Origin of the sequence: Bradyrhizobium sp. SRL28, assembly GCF_018596315.1 — a bacterium.
Taxonomy (GTDB): domain Bacteria; phylum Pseudomonadota; class Alphaproteobacteria; order Rhizobiales; family Xanthobacteraceae; genus Bradyrhizobium.
Window position 1 is genome coordinate 79,819 of the sequence record NZ_JAHEAG010000022.1, and the last position, 21,197, is coordinate 101,015.

The following is a 21,197-nucleotide window of genomic DNA, read 5'->3' on the forward strand; positions in this document are numbered from 1 at the left end:
AATTGGAGCGATTTTGCCAAAAGCGTCTTCCAGCGAAGTGGCTGCCGGCCCGCGAGAAGAGAGCGCGTCGAAGCGCAGCGCCAGGCTGGACCTGTTCGGATTCGTACCGTTCCGGCTGAACCGGCTCGCGGCCGAGGTCAGTTCGGCGCTCTCGGTCGAGTATGCGACGCGCTACGGGCTCGACATTCCGGAATGGCGCGTGCTGGCAACGCTCGGCTTCCGCCACGATGCCTGCAGCGCGCAATATATCGCGCAATGCACCCGTACCCATAAATCCACCATCAGTCGCGCGGTCACGTCGCTGATGAAGCGGCAGATCGTCGAGCGCGTCGAGAACGAGGACGACCGCCGTGAATTCCGCCTGCGCCTGACGCGCAAGGGCGTAACGCTTTACGAAGAACTGATCCCGCGCCTGTTGCGCAAGGAGCAGGAAATCCTGTCATCCCTCTCCGCGCAGGAGCGGCGCGATTTCGCGCGGCTGCTCGGCAAGATCGAGCAAAGCCTCGAACTGGTGCAGACCAGCGAAGAGGCGGACGCGAAGGAAGCGTACTAAGCTCCCTCCCCGTCATTGCCTGCGACAAACGCGGAGCGTTTGCGCAAGGGAGCAACGCGACGAAGCAATCCATGCCTCCACAAGTGGAGATATGGATTGCTTCGCTTCGCTCGCAATGACGGGGAGACGGCCGCGCCCTCCTCATCGAGATCGGATGCGACGGAGCCTGCTCGCCGGCTCACTTCACTGCCGTCACCACGATCTCCACGATATGCGGCGGTTCGAGATCGACGCCGATGCAGGCGCGCATCGGCGGATTCTTGGTATCGACCCATTCGTCCCAGGCGCGGTTCATCTCGCCCTTGCGTTTGATGTCGGTGATATAGACGATGGCCGAGAGGATTTTGCTCTTGTCCGTGCCGCACAGCGCGAGGCTTTCGTCGATTCGGGCGAGCGCTTTTGCACTCTGCTCGTACATCGACGAGCTGACCGGATCGGGCGCGACCGCCACCGTGAAAACCAGATCATCGTGAGCGACGGCGCGGCTGCGGGTGGGCGTGAGCCCGGCAAAGCGAGTGATCATGGCTGTCTCCGTTTAGGTCTAGGCTCTGTTGCGGCCACCAATATGCTTCGCAATGACAGGAAAATAATTGTCCCCCGAACCGGCATCGATGGCTTCCTGCAACACCGTGCCGATCAGCTCCGCGCCGCGAATTTTGATGCCGGCGTCGGACGCCAGCTCCAGCGCATAGGAAAGGTCCTTCAGCGCATATTCGGTCGAGAACGCGCGCTCCGGAAAATTGCCCGGCACGATCGCCTTCATGCCGTGATTGCGTAGTGCAAAGCTGTCGGCCGAGCCCTTGGAAAGCGTATCGAGCAGCAGCTTCGGATCGACGCCATTATGTTTTGCGACCGCAACCGCTTCGGCCAGAGCATTGACGGTTTCGAACAGCACCATGTTGTTGAGAATTTTGGTGACCTGCCCCGCGCCGACCTCGCCGCAATGGGTGACGTCGGTCGCAAAGCAGCGGATCAGTGGCTCGATATCGGCGTAAAGCGCCGATGTCGCTCCAACCATCACGCTGAGCGTGCCGTCCTGCGCCGCCTGACGCGTGCGCGCGATCGGCGCATCGGCCCAGGCTGCGCCTTTGGCCTGCAACTGCCCGGCAAAGTCGCGGGTCTGGCTGACCGACGACGTGCCGAGATCAACGATGACCTGCCCGCTCCTGACGTTCTTGAGAATGCCATCCCCCTCGAACACCGCGCGAACATGTTTGGCGCTGGGCAGGCACAGGAACAGCAGATCGCTTTGCGTGATCACGTAGGCAGCGGAGCCCGCAATCTCGACGCCCTCTTCCCGCAGCCGCGCCAATGGCTCCGGCGACAGATCAAAGGCAAGGACGCGCTTGCCGCTCTTCTTCACGAGATTGCGGCAGATCGGCTCGCCCATCACGCCGAGGCCGATGAAGCCGATCGTCTTGTACGCCGACATCGCGACCGCCTGTTATTTCACGAACGATCGCGACGGCGCCAGATGGAGCGCGAACGCATCGACCTTGTCGCTGGCACGCGGATAGATCTCGCTCACGATCGGATCATGGCCGGGGATGAAACGGTCGGGATGGCCGGCCAGCCGCTCGACGATTTCCCAGCCCTGCGCCATGTCGCCGACATTGTAGACGATCGGAAACGGACTGCGCTTCTGCAGGTTGGCGTAGTAATGCGCCGCGTCCGACGCCAGCACCACCGGCCCGCGCGCGGTTTCCACGCGCACCACCTGCAGGCCATCGGAGTGGCCGCCGACGCGATGCACCGTCACGCCGGGGGCGATTTCGCCGTCGCCGGAATGAAAGGTGACGCGCTCGCCATAGACATGGCGCACCATCGTGGTGACGTGCTCGACCGAAAACGGATGCCGCAGCATGCCGTTGCACATGCAGCGCCCGGTCGCGTAGCTCATCTCGCGGTCCTGCAGATGAAACCGCGCGTTCGGGAAACGATCGAGATTGCCGGCGTGGTCGTAGTGCAAATGGGTGACGATCACGTCGCGAATCGTGTCGGCCGCAACGCCGAAATTCGCCAGCGCGTCTACCGGATTGAGCGTGAGCTTGCGCGAGCGCGCCTTCGCCTCTTCGGCATTGAAGCCGGTGTCGACCAGGATGTCGCGGCCGCCCCCTCGGATCAGCCAGACGAAATAATCCAGATCCTGCGCCGTGGTCTCATGCGGATCGGGGATCAGAAAGTTCAAATTGGGGGTGCGCGGCGACATCGTCGCATAGCGCAGCGCGTAGATTTCGTAGGCATTTCCCATCGGTGTCACTTTTTCTTTTCTTGGATGTTTGGATTGGCCGATCCCGGCAACAAGCCATTGTCATCCGCAAAGGTCAAACGCGGTGCGCGAATGGCAGCCGCGTGACAATGCAGAAGGCTATGTGAGAGGCATCACATTACCACCCGCGAAAGTGGTGACCCAGCATTTGCGGACGGCCGCGATAGAACTGACAGGCCGCAGCGCAGCGTACTGGATACCCGCTTTCGCGGGGTATGACGGTCATGTCGGGATGCGAAGCCGGGGATATGCGCGCACGGTTGTCGGCCTGATCGGAACCGTAACCCGGCCAAACCGCAAGCTGTGGTTCTGTCGCAACGGACGCTTTTATTCCGGTCATCCGCCCCGGCCCTGTAGCGGTCAATTGTCGCAATTAGTGACGAGATCGCAAGCAGTTGACGGGCTGCGGGCGCGGTTTGATAATGCCGAAAGCGTAGAGTATGGTCGCCGCGGCGCGAGCTGGCATCGGCGCTATTTTGGCTGGACTGCCGTGATCTGGACTGCCGACATTATGAAAATCCGCCTCGCATTACTCCTCACATTGTTTTTTTCAGTCGCGTCGGTAGCCCCGTCGTTCGCAGCCGGTGAGCGCTATGCGCTGGTGATCGGCAACGCGAAATATCCGGACGCCGAGGCGCCGCTGAAGGAGCCGATCAACGATGCGCGCGACATCGCCGAAGAGCTCAAGCGCGACGGCTTCAATGTCGATATCGGCGAGAACCTGACCGGCGAGCAGATGCGCCGCGCCTTCGAGCGCCTGTATGGCAAGATCAAGCCGGGCTCCGTCGCGCTGATATTCTTCTCCGGCTTTGGCGTGCAATCGAGCCGCCAGAGCTACATGATCCCCGTCGATGCCCAGATCTGGACCGAGCCGGACGTCCGCCGTGACGGTTTCAGCCTCGAGACCGTGCTGGGGGAGATCAACAGCCGCGGCGCCGGCGTCAAGATCGCGCTGATCGATGCCTCCAGGCGCAATCCGTTCGAACGCCGGTTCCGCAGCTTTTCCGCCGGCCTTGCGCCGGTGATTGCGCCGAACGGCACACTGGTAATGTATTCGGCTGCGCTCTCGTCCGTCGTTTCCGACAATGGCAGCGACCGCAGCCTGTTCGTCAAAGAACTGCTGAAGGAAATCCGCACCCCAGATTTGATGGCGGAAGAAACGCTGAATCGCACCCGAGTCGGCGTGACCCGCGCCTCGCGCCAGGAACAGGTGCCGTGGATTTCGTCGTCGCTGGCCGAGGATTTCTCCTTCATCCCCAGCGGCTCAGGCCCGCGGCCGACGACCCCGCCGCCGCCTCCGGTGGCCACGGCGCCCACGCCGCCACCTGCTGCGGCTCCTACGCCCGCGCCCGCACCCGCCCCGGTGGCCGCACCGGCACCTCCGTCTCCGCCGCCTGCGGCGTCAAAACCGGTTGAAGCCGCAATTCCCCCGCCCCCGCCACCGGCCAAGCCGGTCGAGAGCCCCAGCCCGACCGTGCTCGCGCTTGCCGACGATCCGACCATCAAGAGCCTGACCACCAAGCTCAACGACAATCCGGACGATGCAGCCGCGCTGTACCGGCGCGGGCAGGTCTATGCGAGCAAGGGCGCCTACGAACTCGCCATCAAGGACTTCAACAATTCGCTGCGGCTGAACCCGAAGGATGTGGAAGCCTTCAACAACCGCTGCTGGGCGCGGACGGTGATCGGCGACCTGCAGGCGGCCCTGAAGGATTGCAACGAGGCGCTGCGGCTGCGACCCAATTTCGTCGATGCGCTCGACAGCCGCGGCCTCGTCAATCTGAAGAGCGGCCAGAACAAGAATGCAATTGCTGATTTCGATGCCGCTCTCAAGATCAACCCGAGATTGACGTCGTCGCTGTACGGTCGCGGGCTTGCCAAGAAGCGCAACGGCTCGATTTCGGAAGGCGACCTGGATATTAACAACGCGAAGGCGATGGACCCCAATATCGTCAAGGAATTCGCCGATTACGGGGTGCAGTGACGATTTTTTAGATAAAGGCTGGCGGCCACTCGAACCCTGTGGCGGGGCGTCCAGACTAAGATAAAGCAGCCAGCCGCGATCCAAGGTCCGGCGGCTCATTTGGATGACGTTGGAACCGCGTGGGAAGCCCGCAGGAGGGGACTGGAATGGCAAACATCTCAGCAGCGAAAACCTTTACCGCAATCGTCTCGGTTGCGACGCTCGGCGCTGCAATTTCCCTCAGTGCGGGAACTGCCCTGGCCCAGGACAAGAACGTCACCGAGGATCAGATCGTTCGCGCGCTGGCGCCGGAAAAGAAGCCGCTGACCCGCGGCCTTTCTACCGGACCGCAAACCGTCGTCGACCCGGCAGTAGCCGCCGCCGAGGGCAAGTTCGTCCAGAAGTTCCGCGGTCGCTCCACGCGTTCGCTTTCGACCGCTGAGCGCGAGGAGATCGCCGCCATCGTCAAGGACAAGCCGAAGATCGATCTGGAGATCAACTTCGACTACAACTCGGCCGATATCAGCGCAAAGTCGCTGCCGTCAGTTCAGGCGCTCGGCCGCGCGCTCACCAACAATGACCTCAAAGGCTCGACCTTCGTGGTGGCGGGCCACACCGATGCGGCCGGCGGCGAAGCCTATAACCAGGATCTGTCCGAGCGCCGCGCCGACGCAATCAAGCGTTATCTCGTCGACAAATATGGCATCAACGGCACCGATCTCGTCACCGTCGGATACGGCAAGAGCAAGCTGAAGGATCCGGGCCAGCCGATGGCGGAAGTGAACCGCCGCGTCCAGGTCGTGAACATGGAAAACAAGGCCACGGCGTCGAACGCAGCCAAATAAGGGCGTGCAAGTAAGGGCGTGGCGCCGACCAATAGTTTCCGGCTACAATACGTCCCGCAGCACCCGTGCGGGACGTATTCGTTTTGGGCTCCATTGCAGGTCGCCGGCCGGCCTGATGCGCCCTGTTTGATTTGACTTCCAGTCTGGATTGATCCGGCGATGAAATTCTCCGAATACCTCAAACCTGCGCTCGGCGTGGCTTTCGTCGCCGTTCTGGCGGTCGGCTATTACTGGTTCGAGCACCGTCCGCGCGCGGAAGAGAAAGTCACGCCGGGCCAAGCCACGGTGATCGTAACCAAGTCCACCAATGCCTGCTTCTCCGACATGGTGCGGGTCACCGGCTTCATCGTGCCGCGCCGCGAAGCGCAGGTCGGCGTCGATCAGGAAGGCTCCCGCGTCACCGACCTGTTCGTCAAGGAAGGTGACATGGTCACCGAAAATCAGGAACTGGCGCGCCTTACCGCGCCGCCGCAAGTGCCCGGTGCCCCCGGCGGCCGACAGGGGCCGATCTCGCTGCGTGCCCCCGCTGCCGGCCTCGTCACCGAGGTCAGGACTGCGGTCGGCGCTCCCGCGTCGCCGCAGGCAGGCCCGATGTTCCGCATTTCCGTGAACAATGAAATCGAGCTCGAGGCCGAAGTGCCGAGCGTTCATCTGCTCAAGCTCAATCCGGGTGCTACGGTGCGCATCAGCCGTGACGACGCGCCCGATGTCGTCGGCAAGGTCCGGCAGATATCGCCGCAGATCGACCGCAACACCCAGCTCGGCAAGGTCCGGATTTCGCTGAACAACAATCCGTCGCTCAAGGTCGGCATGTTTGCCCGCGCCAATATCGACGCCAAGCGCTCCTGCGGCGTCGCAGTGCCGCGTACCGCCATCGACCGCCTGACGCTGCAGGTCGTGAAAGGCAACACCATCGAGACGCGAAGAGTGCGCGTCGGCCTGACCTCCGAAACCTCCACCGAAATTCTTGAAGGCCTCGACGTCGGCGAAACCGTCGTGGCCGATGCTGGCACCTCTTTGCATGACGGCGACCAGGTCAAGACCATGTTCGCCGATGAACTCGAGCGCACGCGGGCACGCTAATGGCTTTGAATATCTCGGCATGGTCGATCCGGAACCCGCTGCCTTCGATCGTCTTTTCGATCATTCTCCTGGTGCTGGGCTGGGTCAGCTTCACCAAGCTCGCGGTGACACGGTTGCCGAGCGCCGACATCCCCGTGATTTCGGTCGCGGTCGCGCAATTCGGCGCCGCTCCCGCCGAGCTGGAATCGCAGGTCACCAAGACCATCGAGGACGGCGTATCGGGCGTCGAGGGCGTACGGCATATTTCCTCGTCGATCACCGACGGCCTGTCGGTGACCACGATCCAGTTCGCGCTGGAGACCAACACCGATCGCGCGCTCAATGACGTCAAGGACGCCGTCACCCGCGTTCGCGCCAACCTGCCGCAAAACGTCAACGAACCGCTGATACAGCGCGTCGACGTGATCGGCCTGCCGATCGTCACCTATGCTGCGATCTCGCCCGGCAAGACGCCGGAGCAGCTTTCCTATTTCGTCGACGACGTCGTCAAGCGCGCATTGCAGGGCGTGCGCGGCGTGGCGCAAGTCGAGCGTATCGGCGGTGTCGAGCGCGAGATCCTCGTCTCGCTCGACCCCGACCGGCTGCAGGCGGCGGGGCTCACGGCCGTCAATGTCAGCCAGATCCTGCGCGGCACCAATGTCGACCTCGCCGGCGGCCGCGCCGAAATCGGCAAGAACGACCAGGCGATCCGCACGCTCGCCGGCGCCAAGACGCTGAACGAACTCGCCGGCACCATGATCCCGCTGTTCGGCGGCGGCGAGGTGCGGCTCGACGATCTCGGCACCGTCACCGACACCATCGCCGATCGGCGGACCTTTGCGCGCTTCAACGGCGAGCCTGTCGTGGCGCTCGGCATCAAGCGCTCCAAGGGCGCCAGCGACGTGGTGGTGGCCGCCGCCGTGCAGAAGCGCATCGAAGCGCTGAAAGCGGCCTATCCCGATGTCGACTTGAAGCTGATCGATACCTCGGTGGAATTCACCAAAGGCAATTACGATGCCGCGATCTCGACCCTGTTCGAAGGCGCCATCCTCGCGGTGATCGTCGTGCTGCTGTTCCTGCGCGATATCAGAGCCACCATCATCGCCGCAATCTCGCTGCCGCTGTCGATCTTCCCGGCGTTCTGGGCGATGGACCTGCTCGGCTTCTCGCTGAACCTCGTGTCCTTCCTCGCCATCACGCTGTCGACGGGCATTCTGGTCGACGACGCCATCGTCGAGATCGAAAACATCGTGCGCCACATACGCATGGGCAAATCGCCCTATCGCGCCGCGCTGGAAGCCGCCGACGAAATCGGCCTCGCCGTGATCGCGATCTCGCTGACCATCATTGCGATCTTTGCTCCCGCCAGCTTCATGTCCGGGATTGCCGGGCAGTTCTTCAAGCAGTTCGGCATCACAGTATCGGTGCAGGTGTTCTTCTCGCTGCTCGCCGCGCGCTTCGTCACGCCGGTGCTCGCGGCTTACTTCCTGAAGGATCACCCGCACGAGGACCCGCCGCCCGGGCGCATCCTGCAGACCTACACCAAGCTCGTCACTTGGTCGGTGAAGCACTACTTCATCACCGTGTTGATCGGCTTCGGCGTGTTCGCAGCCTCGATCTGGAGCATCACGCTGCTGCCGCAAGGCTTCCTGCCGGCGCAGGACACCGCACGCTCGCTGCTTGCGATGGAGCTGCCGCCGGGTACGCAGCTCGCCTATACAGAGAAGGTAACGGAAGAAATCGTCGCGCGCCTGCGCAAGCGCCCCGAAGTGAAGAGCATCTTCGTCGACGGCGGTCGGGTGCCGCCGGGCACGCAGGAGGTGCGCCGCGCCGCGCTGATCATCAATTACACGCCGAAAGGCGATCGCAAGATCACCCAGCGGCAGCTCGAGCTCGAGATCGGCCAGGAACTCGAAAATGTTCCTGACATTCGCTTCTGGTTCCTGGACGAAAACGGCCTTCGCGCGATTTCACTCGTCGTGACCGGCGTCGACAGCAATATCGTCAACAATGTTGCCAGCGAGCTGGCGACGCAGATGAAGCGGATTCCGATCATCGCCAACGTGATCTCGGAAACCTCGCTCGACCGGCCTGAACTACGCATCCGGCCACGCGCCGAACTGGCGGCGCGGCTTGGTGTTTCGACCGAGAGCCTTTCGCAAACGATTCGCGTCGCCACCATCGGCGACGTCGGACCGGCCTTGGCAAAATTCGATGCCGGCGACCGCCAGGTGCCGATCCGCGTCCAGCTCGAGGACAGCGCGCGCAGCGACCTGCAGATGCTGCAGCAATTGCGGGTGCCGCTCGGCCAGCGCGGCGAACGCGGCGGCGTGCCGCTGTCCGTCGTCGCCGACATCCAGCTCGATCAGGGCCCAACCAGCATCAACCGTTACGACCGCGAACGGCAGGCGACCGTCGCCGCCGATCTCGTCGGCAACGCAGCGCTCGGCGACGCCACCAAGATGATCTACGACCTTCCGGTCATGAAGAGCCTGCCGAAGGGCGTGAAGGTCAGTCCGTCGGGCGACGCCGAAAGCCTCAACGAATTGTCGGAAGGCTTTGCCACCGCCATCACTGCCGGCCTGATGATGGTCTATGCGGTGCTGGTGCTGTTGTTCGGCACCTTCCTGCAGCCGATCACCATCCTGTTCTCGCTACCGCTCTCGATCGGCGGCGCGATCGCGGCCTTGCTGCTGACCGGCAAGCAGCTGACCACGCCAGTGTGGATCGGCATCCTGATGCTGATGGGTATCGTTACCAAGAACGCCATCATGCTGGTCGAATTCGCGGTCGAGGCAATCCGCGAGGGCAAGAAGCGCGAAGAAGCCATGATCGACGCCGGTATGAAGCGCGCGCGCCCGATCGTGATGACGACGATCGCGATGGCCGCGGGCATGATGCCGTCAGCACTGGCGTTCGGCGCCGGCGGTGAATTCCGCTCGCCGATGGCGCTCGCCGTGATCGGCGGTCTCATATTCTCCACCATCCTGTCGCTGGTGTTCGTGCCGGCGATGTTCATGGTGATGGACGATCTCGGCGCCCTATGCTGGCGTTTTGGCCAGAAGCTGCTGGTATCAAGCGGCGAGACGGAGGAAGCGGCTCACGGAGCGGATCATCACGAACCGCCGGCCAAGGGCCCGCCTGCCGTGCCCCCGGCGATGTCGCCTGCGGCGAAGTGAGCGGGGCGTACCGAGATGCGGCAGGAGCTTCTTGATATCGGGGAGGACCGCCGTCGCTATGACGAGTTCAAACGAACCCAACTGGCGGTTCCGCTCGATGAAGTGAAAGCGTGGACTGCTAGTTGGGACTCGAAGGATGAACTGGCTCGCCCGCAACTTCGCAAGGTAGTGCAATCGTAGCCCGGATGAGCGAAAGGGAACTAGTAAGGCCGCCCCTTCGAATTACGCGGCCCTACTCGTTCCTCGCCACCGCCGTCAGCTTGGTCATGTTCTGCAGCAATATCCGTCCGCGCTGCAGGTCGAGGATGCCGTCCTTGCGCCAGAGCTGCAGTTGACGGTTGACGCTCTCGCGGGCGGCGCCGACGAAGACGCCGAGTTGCTCCTGCGAGATGTGCACCTCGGAACCGAAATCGGAGGCGAGTGCGCAGAGCCTTCGCGCCAGGCGAACCGGCAGCGGCTGCAGCACCGATTCCTCCATCCGCTCGCTCTGCCAGCGGATACGCTGGCACAGCAGCATCATGATCTTGATCGCGACCTTGGGCTCGCGTTCCAGGAAGGCGAGGAAATCCTCGCGCCGCAGCACGAACAGTTCCGACGGCTCGCCGGCGGTGGCGTCCGCGGTGCGGCTCTCGCCGTCGAGGACGGCGACCTCGCCGAACAGATCGCCGGGGCCCATGAAATTCAGCGTCAGGCGGCTGCCGTCGGAGGCGCCGGTCTCGATCCGGATCTGGCCGCGTCGCACGCCATACAGCGCGTCGCCGGCATCGCCCTTCTGGAACAGCATTTCGCCGAGACCGAGCTGCTCGGTGTGGCAAAGACCGGAGATGCGCTGCAATTCGTCAGCGCCCAAATCCGCAAACATCGGGTTCATTTTCAAAATGACCGCAAATTCGGCCTGTTTGCTCATTGTACTACCTTCCAAAATAAGCCCGGACCCGCCCCCTCAGGCCGTTAGCAAGATTCCCACGTCAACGAGTGTGTCATAAGTCACATAACTTTGCAGTAGCCCCGGAATATTTTTGGCTTCTTTGGCCCACCCCCTTTCCGGGATAAGCTCGCCTGACCGGTTGCGCCCGCGTCTCGCGCCACCGAAATAAGTGCCGTTCGCGCGGTCTGGAATGTCGATATGAAAGCACTGAAACTTGCCGGCGCCGCCATCGCGGCCGTGATCGTCGTCATCGCGCTGCTGCTGGTGATCGGCATCCCGTCTGGCTTCCTGACGGCGCAGATCCAGGAGCAGGTCGAGCGCGAGACCGGCTACAAGCTCGCCATCAATGGCGGCGCCAAGATCGGCCTGTGGCCGTCGCTCAACATCACGCTGAACGATGTCACGCTGCAGGATCCGAAGGACCGCGACATCAACCGCCACTTCGCGGCCGCAAGCATCGAGGCGGAGGTAACGCTCGCCAGCCTGTGGGCCGGCAAGCCGCATATCACCGAACTGGTCATCGTCCGTCCGGTGGCGAATTTGCCGCTGCGGCGCGAGCGCGTGAGGGAGGCCAGTTCGCCCTCGAAGCCCGCGGCCGGCAAGGCGACTGATGCCTTTTCGATCGAACACATCAGCGTCACCGGCGGCACCATCGTGCTCTCCAATCTGCGCGACCGTGTCGAGCGCAGGATCGAGACCGTCAACGCCGACATATCAATCGATTCCGATCGCAAGGTCATGGTGTCCGGCAGCGCCCGCAGGGACGGCCATCCGTTGAAATTCGAGCTCAAGGCGACGCCGCCCGCAGCCCCGATCGAGCGGCAGAACATCCCGGCCGAGATCAAGATCGACGCGCCCGACCTTTTGCCTGCCCCGCTCACGGCCAAGGCCGAAGCCCGGCTCAACGGCTCCGTCGTGATGATCAACGGCGTTACCGGCACGCTCGGCGATGCCGCGTTCAACGGCTGGGCCTCGGTGGATCTGTCGAGCAAGCCCTTGGTGAAGCTCGACCTCGATTTCCAGAAGCTTGCGGTCGCGATGGCGCGCAGCACCGGCAGTTCCGCAGGCCAGCCCTGGAGCAGCGCGACGATCGACGTCAACGGCCTCAATTACATCGACCTGCAGGCGCGCATTTCCGCGGCCGAGCTCAAGATCGGCGACGCGCGCTTCACCCCCGCCGCGATCGACGCGACGCTCACAAGCGGCGTCTTGAAGACGCAGGTTTCCAACCTCGGCGCCTATGAGGGCAACGCCAATGGCGATCTGACCGTCGACGTCTCCACCGCCAATCCCACCTACGCGATGCGGGCCGACCTCACCGGCGTGCGCGCGCTTCCGCTGCTGCAGGGCCTCGCCGACTTCGACAGGCTCGACGGCAAGATGCAGGCGAAGATCAGCGTGCGCTCCTCCGGCACCAGTCAGCGCGCGATCATGTCGAACATGGCCGGCACCGCCTTCGTCGTATTTCAGGACGGTGCCATCAAGGGGCTCAACGTCGCGCAGATGATCCGCTCGCTCACGGCGAGCACCTTGTCCGGCTGGCAGGAGAGCGAGGAGAAGGCGACCGACCTTTCGCAATTGTCGGCGTCGTTCAAGATCGACAAGGGCCAGGCGCAGACCACCGATCTCAATCTGGTCGGCCCGCTGGTCAAGATGACCGGCGCCGGCACCATCGACCTCGGCACCAAGCAGATCGGATTCCGCGTCGAGCCGAAGCTCGTGATGACCACCGAAGGCCAGGGCCGCGCCAGCGATCCGGTCGGGCTCGGCATCCCCGTGATGATCGCGGGCCCGTGGGGCGCGCCGCGAATCTATCCGGAGATGCAGGGCATCCTCGACAATCCCGATGCCGCCTATGCGAAGCTGAAGGAAATGGGCAAGGGCCTGTTCGGGCAGAACGGCGCTGGGCTTGGTGCCGCGATCGGCAGCCTGCTCGGCGGACAGCCGGGAACGGCCGGCGGACAACAAGGCGGCGCCGGTGGACAGGGCGCGACCGGCAGCCAGCAGCCGGGCAGTCCGCTCGGCGGCCAACTCGGCGAAACCCTCGGCAATCTCCTGCAGCAGGGCCTGAGCGGCCTCGGCCAGAGCCAAGGCCAGGGCGGCGGTCGGCCGAGCGGCTCGCGCAGCATTCCGAGCCGCACCTCACCCGCCGAGGCGCCGACCCAGGACGCTCCAGCCGCCGAACCCGCCCCTCCCGCCCCGCCGAGCGATACGACCGCCGAGCAGGACAGTCAGCCAATGAACGACGTCTTGCGGCAGCTTTTTAACCGGTGAGGCTGCCACTCCCTCACCCCGCCCTTGCGGGGAGAATTCCCCGCGAATCCTGCCCATAATTGGGGCTAACCATGTTGGCGGGCTCACAGCCCCGCCCCCCGATCCGTGCTAAAAAGGCCCTCATGCCGGGGCTGCCGAGACAGGCCGGCGCCAGTGACAAACCGATGCGCGCGCAGGCCGTGGCGCACGAGGGTCCGGATGAACGAGGTCAAGGACAAAGTCGGGTTCCTGCGCGAAGGCCTGTTCGCCAAATACGTCGTCGCCCTGGTCGGCCTCGTCGTGTTCGTGCTGGCGGTCAACGGCGCGATGGAAATCTGGATCACCTACCGCGGCATCAAGAGCTCGGTGAGCGACGGCATGTCGGAGAAGGCGGAGGCGACCGCCAAGCGAATCCAGCAATCGATGGCCGACCTCGAGCGGCAGATTTCCTGGGTGACGCGCGCCTCCTCCAACACCACCGACCTGCGCCGCGCCGACTACGCCCAATTGCTGCGGCAGGTGCCGCAGGTCAGCCAGCTCTCGCTGCTCAATGCCCAAAGCCGCGAACAGCTCCGCATGACGCGCCAGACCGTCACGCCCGACAGCAACGTCGATTTCACCCGCGACGTGAGGCTGACCGAAACTCTCGCACGCGGCTCCAGTTTTGCGCCGGCCTATTTCCGCGGCGAGCGGCCGTTGATGTCGATCGCGCTGCCGCACGCCGATGGCAGCATCACCGTCGCCGAGATCGATCTCGACTTCCTGTCGGAGTTCCTGATCGATGCCCAGGTGGGCAAGGTGGCGTTTGCCTATATCACCGATTCCAAGGGGGACGTGCTGGCCGCCTCCTCAACCGGGCCCGAGGTCGGCAAGAATCTGTCGAAGCTGCCGCAGGTCTTAGCCGTCAGCAAACCCGGCGGCGTGGCGCCGGCGTCGGGCACCGATGCCAGGGGCAACGCCGTGCTGACGACGTCGAGCGTGGTGCCGAAGCTCGGCTGGCACGTGTTCTTCGAACAGGAGACCGCGCAGGCGCTGACGCCTATCCGGGATCAACTGGTGCGGATCGCGCTGCTGATCGCGCTCGGCCTCGTGGTCGCGATCATCGCCGGCATCATCATGGCGCGCCGCATGCTGGTGCCGATCACGGCGCTGCAGGCCGGCGCGCGGCGTCTCGGCGCCGGCGATTTCGGCCACCGCATCGAGGTGAAGACGTCGGACGAACTGGAGGAACTGGCCAACCAGTTCAACGGCATGGCCGGGCAGCTCGCCGAGACCTATTCGAACCTCGAATCCAAGGTGAAGGAGCGGACGCGGGATCTGGCGCAATCGATCAACGAGCTCAAGGTGCTCGAGGAAGTCGGCCGCGCCGTCGCCTCCTCGCTCGACCTCAACGCCGTGCTGCCCACCGTCGCCGCCCGTGCGCTGGAAATCACCCATGCCGACGCCGTGCTGATCTACGGCTATGACGCCGGCAATCACCAGTTCAGCCTTGCCGAATCCATCGGCATCGACCAATCGGCCGAAGGCGGCCACCGCGCCATCGACGCCGACAACTCGCCGCTCGGCGAAGCCGCAACGAGCGGCGAGCCGATCGCCATTCCCCATCTCGGCGCGACGCCCGAACATCCCTTGCGCGACGTCGCGCTCGAAGCCGGCTTCAACTCCGTGCTGGTGGTGCCGCTGGTCGACCAGACCGGCATTCTGGGTTCGCTGGTGGTGCTGCGGCAGAACGCCGGCGAATTCTCCGCCAACCTGATCGGGCTGATGAAAACCTTTGCGCACCAGGCGGTGCTGGCCATGCGCAATGCGAGGCTGTTTACGGAAGTGGACCACAAGAGCCGCGAGCTGCTGGCTGCGAACGACATTGTGCGCGAGCAGGCCGACAAGCTGCAAGAACAGACCATCCAGCTCAAGGATTGGAACCGATCGCTGGAGGAGCGCGTCGAGACGCAGCTCGGCGAGATCGAGCGCATCCGGCGGCTGGAGCGTTTCCTGGCACCGCAGGTGGCGCAACTGATCGCCTCCTCCGACGGCCATGAAGGCCTGCTCGACAGCCACCGCCGCGAGGTGACGGTGGTGTTCTGCGATCTGCGCGGCTTTACTGCATTTACCGAGACCACCGAGCCGGAAGAGGCGATGAACGTGCTGCGCGAATATCACGCCGCGCTCGGCGAGCTTATTTTCAAGTACGAAGGCACGCTCGACCGCTATGCCGGCGACGGCGTGATGATCCTGTTCAACGCGCCGATCCAGTTCGACGACCATACCGCGCGCGCCGTTCGGATGGCTGTCGAGATGCGCGACACCATCGGCGGGCTGACCGACAAGTGGCGCAACCGCGGCCACAATCTCGGCTTCGGCATCGGCATCGCGCTCGGCTACGCCACCCTCGGCCAGATCGGTTTCGAGCAGCGGCTGGAATACGCCGCGATCGGCAGCGTCACCAACCTCGCCTCGCGCCTGTGCGACGAAGCCAAGGCCAACCAGATCGTGGTCAGCCGGCGCGTCTACGGCATGGTCGAGCCATGGGTGGAGGGAAAGCCGATCGACGATTTGAATCTGAAGGGGTTCAATCATCCGATTTTGGCGGCGGAGATCATGAGCTGGCGCGAAGAAGTCGACAATGTCGTCGATGCGGCCTCGGCCGCGGCGCGACGGAAGAAAATGTCGTAACTGATTGGTAGGGTGGGCAGCAGACTATGGTGCACTTTCGAGAAACGGATTGACGATGGCGAGGCCGCCGATGCTGCGGCCATGCTGCATGTCTTCGCTGAACAGCGTGTCGCAACCGGCCTCGATGGCGGCGGCGACGATCAGGGCGTCGTAGAACGACAAGCCGTGCTCGCGGGAGAGGGACACGGCGCCCGTGTGCGTGTTCAGCGTGACGGGCAAGACGTCATCGAGCGACGCGCGGAACAGCCCGAGCGCCAGTTCGATCTGCGGCCAGTCATGACGAAGCTTGCGGCGGGCGACGTGAACGAACTCGTTCAGCACCTGAACGCTGACGACTCCGCCGCGGCTCAGGCAATCCACCGCCCGTTGTTTTCTGGCGTCCGAAGTCGCGGTGTAGACGAGAATGTTGGTATCGAAGAACGCCTTCACCGCTCGTTCGCCTCGTCCCGATCGAACTTGTAATCGGAAGGAAGCGTCCAGTTGAGGGAAGCCAGGCGCTCGAGCGCCGCCTTGCGGCGGTCTTCCTTCTGGACGATCAGCGTTCGCTCGACCACGTCGACGATGTCGAGCTCGTCGCCGGGACGCAGACCCATCTTTTCGACCAGGGCTTTGGGCAGCCGCACTGCCAAGCTGTCACCCCATTTTGAAACCTGCATGGCACCCTCCAGCGAGGTAGGAATGATATCATCCTTATGATATCATTTCAAGGCCTGGCGGCGCCGGACCGTTTTCGTTCGTCAGGGGCCGCCACCCTGCGCCTTGTCCGCCCCGTGCTCGAACGGCAGTTCGCTGGCCAGCCAGGCGAACGCGATGTTGGGCTGCATCGGCGCCTCGGGCCATACCGAGGGAGGCCGTCCGCACGCAGTGGGCGCCGACAAAAGTCGGCGCGCTGCCGCAGCGCTTCAGGCGACAGGCGGATCGCCTACGCGCAATACCGGCCGACATACTGACAATAAACCGCGACGCCGCACCCACCCGTCAGTGCCAACCGGGCTGCTGCATTCGTGCGCGCGCCTGCGCCAATTCTTCGAGCCTGCTCTCGATTTCGGAGCGGGTTATCGCGAGATCCTGGAGCTGGCGGTCGTCGAGCCTGTGCAGGGCTACGCGCGCGGCGTGACGCTCGTGGCGCGCGATCACCGCTGCGAAGAAGCGGTTGATGAGACGGCGCAGCCGCGCCAGCAAAACTGCAGTTCGCCAGGCAAATGGCCTGGTGGCGGAGGTCGGAATAGTGGTCAGCATAGTCATGGCTATTTTCTTTCAAGAGCAGCCGGAACCCGGCGAGCTTGCCGGCACCCTTTCTATCGAAGGCCTGCTGCCAGCATGGTGTCAGCAGGCTTCGGCGCGACGACGAGCGCCGGACACGGCTGCGTGAACGATCAAAATGAGGAAGCGATGTGCGGCACCGACGGCAGGACCAGCCCGCCGACGATGCAAGGCCGACAGCGCGTCAGGCCACCTTTCGGCCGGCCGCGAGATCCTTGACAGCTTCCGTGGTCAACGGCTGACCGCCGACGCCCCATTCGCCGCTCGCGACTTCGGAAATCTTGACCCAGGTGACGCCGCGCATGTTCTCGCCTTCGATCGACACCATGGCGTCCGTGAGCTTGCTGATCATCTGGCGCTTCTGCTCGGCATTGAACACGTTCTCGATGACGTGAACCTCTATCAACGGCATGTAGTTCTCCTTGATGGTTGCCTCGCGGAAGCGAGGGCAGCGTCAACATGCCCGTCACGGCCGGCCAAGACTTTCAGACGCCTGTGATTTGCTGTCCAGATTCGCTTGATATATCGCCGCGAAGCTATTGCAGACCCGCGCGCCGAAACCCTTCCACGTAATGCGCCTTGTCCGCGTCGTGCTCGAACGGCAGTTCGCTTGCCAGCCAGGCGAGCGTGATGTTGGGCTGGGCGCGGCGGAGGCCGTCGAGCGCAGCCTTGGCGGTGTCAGCGCCGCCGGCCATGCCGAGGGAAGCCGTCAGCACGCGGTGAGCGCCGACAAAGTCGGTGCGCTGCCGCAGCGCTTCACGCGACAGCCGGATCGCCTCCGCGTAATTCTTGCCGACATACTGGCAATAGGCGGCGACGCCGCAATAGATCGCGGCAAAGGGATCGCGGGGTGAGAATTTCAGCGCCTCGCGCGCGGCGCGATCGCCCTCCTCCCAGCGCCCGCGATAGGACAGCGCAACGCCGTAAAGGCCGCGCGCGGGCGAGAAATTGGGATTGAGCCGCAGCGCCAGCTCGAATTCGGCGATGCAATCGTCGAAGCGCCGGTGGAACAGATAGACGCTGGCGAGCGCATAGTGCGCCCACGCGTCCTCACTGTCGGCCCGGATCGCCGCCAACGCCGCGCGTTCCGCTGTTGGGACGACCCTGGACATTTCCTGCCAGCCCATATGGGCGCTGAACATATGGCAGGAAGCCAGCAGGCTGAGCGCCTGGCCGTAAGCGGGATCGACACTGATCGCCTTTTCCAAAAGTGCCTGCGCGACCAGATTGTCCTGCCGCGTCACGCGCCAGTAATGCGACAGCGCCCGCATCACCAGGTCCCACGCATCCATGTTGTCAGGCGCCTTGCGCCGGGCCCTGAAATCCTCGGCGGCGTAGAGCTGCGGCTCGATCGCCGCGACGACGGCCTGGGTGATTTCATCCTGGACGGCGAAAACGTCGGCGAGATTGCGGTCGTAGCGCTCCGCCCAGAGGTGACTGCCGGTCGCCACGTCGACCAGCTGGGCGGTAATGCGGACGTGGTCGCCGTCCTTTCGTACGCTGCCCTCGACGACGTAGCCGACGCCGAGCTCTTCGCCGATCTGTCGGTGGTGAACGGATTTCTGCTTGTAGATGAACGAGGAGTTCCGCGCGATCACGTAGAACCAGCGCAGCTTCGACAGCGCGGTGATGATGTCTTCGCTGATGCCTTCGGAAAAATATTCCTGCTCCGGCTCGCCGCTGAGATTGGCAAACGGCAGCACCGCAATCGCGGTTCGATCAAACGCCTGATGTGGCGGGTGCAGCGGCTCGCCGGTGAGGTCGAGTTGGGGCGAACCCGCGTGCACTTCACCACCGCCGGGCTGCGGCTGCACGTCGCCGACGAAGCGAAAGCCTTTTCGCGCAAGCGTGCGGATCATGATCTGATCCTTGCCGCTGTCGCCGACCGCCCTGCGCGCGGCGTTGATCCGGCTCGTCAACGTGGATTCGGAGACGATGCGGCCATCCCACACCGTCTCGATCAGATCGTCCTTGGTGACGACGTGGTCGCGGTTTTCGATCAGGTGAACCAGGAGATCGAATACCTGCGGCTCGACCGCCACGCTCTCGCCGCCGCGGGTCAGCTCGCGAAGGTCGACATCAAGCACATGGTTTGAAAAATGAAATTGCACGGCTTCATCCCGGTTAAATCTTCGTCCCGCACTCGAAGGGAGGTAGAGCGAATTTACCGTCAGGAATGTGTGAGAAATCTCACAGAAAAAGAAATCTCACTGAAAAATCAGGATCCTCTCAAGGCAAAATCAGCCCGGCATCACAGTCTTTAGGTCCTGACAGGGCCATGTTCGGTTCATCGCGGCCGCCTCCCGTGGTCGCATGATCCAGATAAGGAGATACCGATGGCCGCCCAGACCGCGATCGCAGCGACGCAAACCCAAGATCCCGCCCAAGCCGATTCTGCCCAGCCCGCCCCCGACCTTGCCGCCCTCAAGACGCGTCAACAAGCCGCGTGGTCGTCAGGCAATTACGCCATTGTCGGCTCGACGCTGCAAATCGTCGGCGAGGAACTCTGCGAGGCGCTCGATCTCAAGGCCGGCTCAAAGGTGCTCGATGTCGCCGCCGGCAATGGCATGGCGAGCCTCGCCGCGGCGCGGCGGTGGTGCGACGTCACCTCGACCGACTACGTGCCGGCGTTGCTGGAACGCGGCCAGGCGCGCGCCGCGGCAGAAGGCATGCAAATCGAATTCAGGGAAGCCGACGCGGAAAGCCTGCCGTTCGACAATGGCAGCTTCGACACGGTGCTCTCCACCTTCGGCGTGATGTTCACGCCGAACCAGGATCGCGCCGCCGCCGAGCTGATGCGGGTCTGCAAGCCCAAGGGCCAGATCGGCCTGGCGAACTGGACGCCGGAAGGCTTCATCGGACAGGTCTTCAAGACGCTCGGTAAATATCTGCCGCCCCCCGCGGGCACCAAATCGCCGGCGCTGTGGGGAACGCGCGCGCGGCTGACCGAAATGTTCGACGTGGACGCGCGCTCGATCAGAGCGGAATCGCGCCTGTTCAAGTTCCGCTATCGCTCGCCGGCACACTTCCTCGACGTGTTCAAGACGTATTACGGCCCGGTGCTGAAAGCGTTCGCAGCCCTCGAGCCGGCGAAGCAGGAAGAGCTGCATAACGATCTGCATGCCCTGATCGTTCGGATGAACAGGTCCGGCGACAGCACGATGGTCGTGCCCAGCGAATATCTCGAGGTCGTCATCACCAAGCAGTGAAACGTCCGCTCCGGTGATTCAAGCGGGGCCGTTCGCATGGCCCCGCTGGTGACGTCCCGCCTGCAAATCAGGAGTTTTCCGATGACGAATGTGATTCAGATTTCACGCGCGGAGCGCGACAAGGCTTGCGTCGTGGCCCTGCATTGCTCGCTCGGCTCGGGCCGCCAGTGGAAGACGCTCGCCGATGAACTCGGGCGCAGCCATCCGTTTTTCGCCCCCGATATCTCGGGCTATGGCGCCAATGGATGCGCGCTGGACCTGCCGCTGACGCTTGCGGAAGAAGTCCGCTGCCTGAGCGGCACGCTCAACGACGCGGATGGGCCGATCCATCTCGTCGGCCATTCCTACGGCGGCGCGATTGCGTTCAGGATCGCGACCTGTTCGGCGTTCGCGCATCGGGTGCGCAGCCTGACGCTGATCGAACCGGTGCTGCCGACGCTGCTGTGCGAGAGTGACGCGGACCGAAGGCTTCACGCACGCTTCGCGCAGGTCGCAAATGAGGTTTCCGAGGACGTCTGGAATGGATCGATGCTGGAGGCGATCGACAAGTTCATGGAGTTCTGGAACGGGTCCGGTCCGCAGGATCCGCTGCCGGCCAGTGCGCGCCTGCGCATGATCGAGCGCGCCCACAAGCTTGCCTTCGACTTCACGGCGGCGTTCGCCGAAGAGAATGTCACGATCGCGGCGGCCTCGCTTCGCGTTCCGACGCTGCTGTTTTCGGGAGGGCTGTCGCCCTATCTCACCCAACGCATCGTGCAGCGGCTGGGCGCGATCATGGATGGCGCCGAGGTCCGGCATTTGCCGGCCGCCGGCCATATGCTCCCGCTCACCCATGCGGCATCAATCAATCCCGCGATCGCGCGGCACATCGCCCGTGCGGATGAACTGGCCGGCGTTCCGCTGGCGCTCGAGGCGCCGCCGGCGGAGGCTGTCAGCCTGGCGGAGGGGTGACATTCTTGGCGCTTGGCTGCGAGGCGCGCTTTCTGATATCCAAGACCCT

At 63.8% G+C, this 21,197-nt stretch carries 18 protein-coding genes; 9 read left to right on the forward strand and 9 right to left on the reverse strand.

Annotated features, from left to right (window positions below; genetic code table 11):
* Nucleotides 1-37: 37 nt before the first annotated feature.
* Nucleotides 38-553 carry a MarR family transcriptional regulator gene (locus KIP88_RS30900; RefSeq protein WP_308163679.1) on the forward strand — a complete coding sequence of 172 codons (516 nt, stop codon included), beginning with the start codon at nt 38-40 and terminating at the stop codon, nt 551-553.
* 178 nt (nt 554-731) lie between these two features.
* On the opposite strand, the gene KIP88_RS30905 is transcribed toward KIP88_RS30900, so the two are convergent.
* The 3 genes from KIP88_RS30905 to KIP88_RS30915 are packed head-to-tail and all read right to left on the reverse strand — an operon-like array spanning nt 732 to nt 2,804.
* Complete coding sequence (locus KIP88_RS30905) at nt 732-1,076, reverse strand: RidA family protein (RefSeq protein WP_214491911.1); 345 nt, start codon at nt 1,074-1,076, stop codon at nt 732-734.
* An 18-nt stretch (nt 1,077-1,094) separates the two neighbouring features.
* Nucleotides 1,095-1,985 carry an NAD(P)-dependent oxidoreductase gene (locus KIP88_RS30910; RefSeq protein ID WP_214491912.1) on the reverse strand — a complete coding sequence of 297 codons (891 nt, stop codon included), beginning with the start codon at nt 1,983-1,985 and terminating at the stop codon, nt 1,095-1,097.
* 12 nt (nt 1,986-1,997) lie between these two features.
* Nucleotides 1,998-2,804 carry an N-acyl homoserine lactonase family protein gene (locus KIP88_RS30915; protein WP_214491913.1) on the reverse strand — a complete coding sequence of 269 codons (807 nt, stop codon included), beginning with the start codon at nt 2,802-2,804 and terminating at the stop codon, nt 1,998-2,000.
* 529 nt (nt 2,805-3,333) lie between these two features.
* On the opposite strand from KIP88_RS30915, the gene KIP88_RS30920 reads away from it, so the two are divergent.
* The 4 genes from KIP88_RS30920 (at nt 3,334) to KIP88_RS30935 (ending at nt 9,871) form a co-directional block, all read left to right on the forward strand.
* Nucleotides 3,334-4,806 (forward strand): caspase family protein, encoded by a 1,473-nt coding sequence (locus KIP88_RS30920; RefSeq protein ID WP_214491914.1) that lies wholly within the window; start codon nt 3,334-3,336, stop codon nt 4,804-4,806.
* Between the two features lie 146 nt (nt 4,807-4,952).
* Entirely contained in the window at nt 4,953-5,630 is a 678-nt protein-coding gene (locus KIP88_RS30925) for an OmpA family protein (protein WP_214491915.1), read from the forward strand.
* 159 nt (nt 5,631-5,789) lie between these two features.
* Nucleotides 5,790-6,713 (forward strand): efflux RND transporter periplasmic adaptor subunit, encoded by a 924-nt coding sequence (locus KIP88_RS30930; protein ID WP_214491916.1) that lies wholly within the window; start codon nt 5,790-5,792, stop codon nt 6,711-6,713.
* Nucleotides 6,713-9,871 carry an efflux RND transporter permease subunit gene (locus KIP88_RS30935; protein ID WP_214491917.1) on the forward strand — a complete coding sequence of 1,053 codons (3,159 nt, stop codon included), beginning with the start codon at nt 6,713-6,715 and terminating at the stop codon, nt 9,869-9,871. The genes KIP88_RS30930 and KIP88_RS30935 overlap by 1 nt, the downstream gene beginning before the upstream one ends.
* A 232-nt stretch (nt 9,872-10,103) precedes the next feature.
* Here the strand turns inward: KIP88_RS30935 and KIP88_RS30940 are convergent, their stop codons facing one another.
* Entirely contained in the window at nt 10,104-10,778 is a 675-nt protein-coding gene (locus KIP88_RS30940) for a Crp/Fnr family transcriptional regulator (RefSeq protein ID WP_214491918.1), read from the reverse strand.
* 219 nt (nt 10,779-10,997) lie between these two features.
* Here KIP88_RS30940 and KIP88_RS30945 point away from each other — a divergent pair, with 219 nt between their 5' ends.
* Both KIP88_RS30945 and KIP88_RS30950 read left to right on the forward strand, forming a co-directional pair.
* Nucleotides 10,998-13,073: an AsmA family protein gene (locus tag KIP88_RS30945; protein WP_214491919.1), complete on the forward strand. Its 2,076-nt coding sequence runs from the start codon at nt 10,998-11,000 to the stop codon at nt 13,071-13,073.
* Between the two features lie 198 nt (nt 13,074-13,271).
* Nucleotides 13,272-15,725: an adenylate/guanylate cyclase domain-containing protein gene (locus KIP88_RS30950; RefSeq protein ID WP_214491920.1), complete on the forward strand. Its 2,454-nt coding sequence runs from the start codon at nt 13,272-13,274 to the stop codon at nt 15,723-15,725.
* A gap of 24 nt (nt 15,726-15,749) precedes the next feature.
* Here KIP88_RS30950 and KIP88_RS30955 read toward each other — a convergent pair whose 3' ends face one another.
* The 5 genes from KIP88_RS30955 to KIP88_RS30975 form a co-directional block, all read right to left on the reverse strand.
* Complete coding sequence (locus KIP88_RS30955) at nt 15,750-16,154, reverse strand: PIN domain-containing protein (RefSeq protein WP_214491921.1); 405 nt, start codon at nt 16,152-16,154, stop codon at nt 15,750-15,752.
* Entirely contained in the window at nt 16,151-16,381 is a 231-nt protein-coding gene (locus tag KIP88_RS30960) for an AbrB/MazE/SpoVT family DNA-binding domain-containing protein (protein ID WP_214491922.1), read from the reverse strand. The genes KIP88_RS30955 and KIP88_RS30960 overlap by 4 nt, the downstream gene beginning before the upstream one ends.
* A 322-nt stretch (nt 16,382-16,703) precedes the next feature.
* The gene (locus KIP88_RS30965; RefSeq protein ID WP_214491923.1) at nt 16,704-16,970 is read right to left on the reverse strand and encodes a DUF1127 domain-containing protein; all 267 of its coding nucleotides are present in this window, start codon (nt 16,968-16,970) and stop codon (nt 16,704-16,706) included.
* 202 nt (nt 16,971-17,172) lie between these two features.
* A complete protein-coding gene (locus KIP88_RS30970; protein WP_214491924.1) occupies nt 17,173-17,400 on the reverse strand; it encodes a tautomerase family protein in 228 nt (75 codons plus the stop codon).
* 124 nt (nt 17,401-17,524) lie between these two features.
* Nucleotides 17,525-19,099: a winged helix-turn-helix domain-containing protein gene (locus KIP88_RS30975; protein WP_214491925.1), complete on the reverse strand. Its 1,575-nt coding sequence runs from the start codon at nt 19,097-19,099 to the stop codon at nt 17,525-17,527.
* A gap of 225 nt (nt 19,100-19,324) precedes the next feature.
* On the opposite strand from KIP88_RS30975, the gene KIP88_RS30980 reads away from it, so the two are divergent.
* The gene (locus KIP88_RS30980; protein ID WP_214491926.1) at nt 19,325-20,197 is read left to right on the forward strand and encodes a class I SAM-dependent methyltransferase; all 873 of its coding nucleotides are present in this window, start codon (nt 19,325-19,327) and stop codon (nt 20,195-20,197) included.
* An 81-nt stretch (nt 20,198-20,278) separates the two neighbouring features.
* Nucleotides 20,279-21,148 carry an alpha/beta fold hydrolase gene (locus tag KIP88_RS30985; RefSeq protein ID WP_214491927.1) on the forward strand — a complete coding sequence of 290 codons (870 nt, stop codon included), beginning with the start codon at nt 20,279-20,281 and terminating at the stop codon, nt 21,146-21,148.
* The last annotated feature ends 49 nt before the right edge of the window (nt 21,149-21,197 follow it).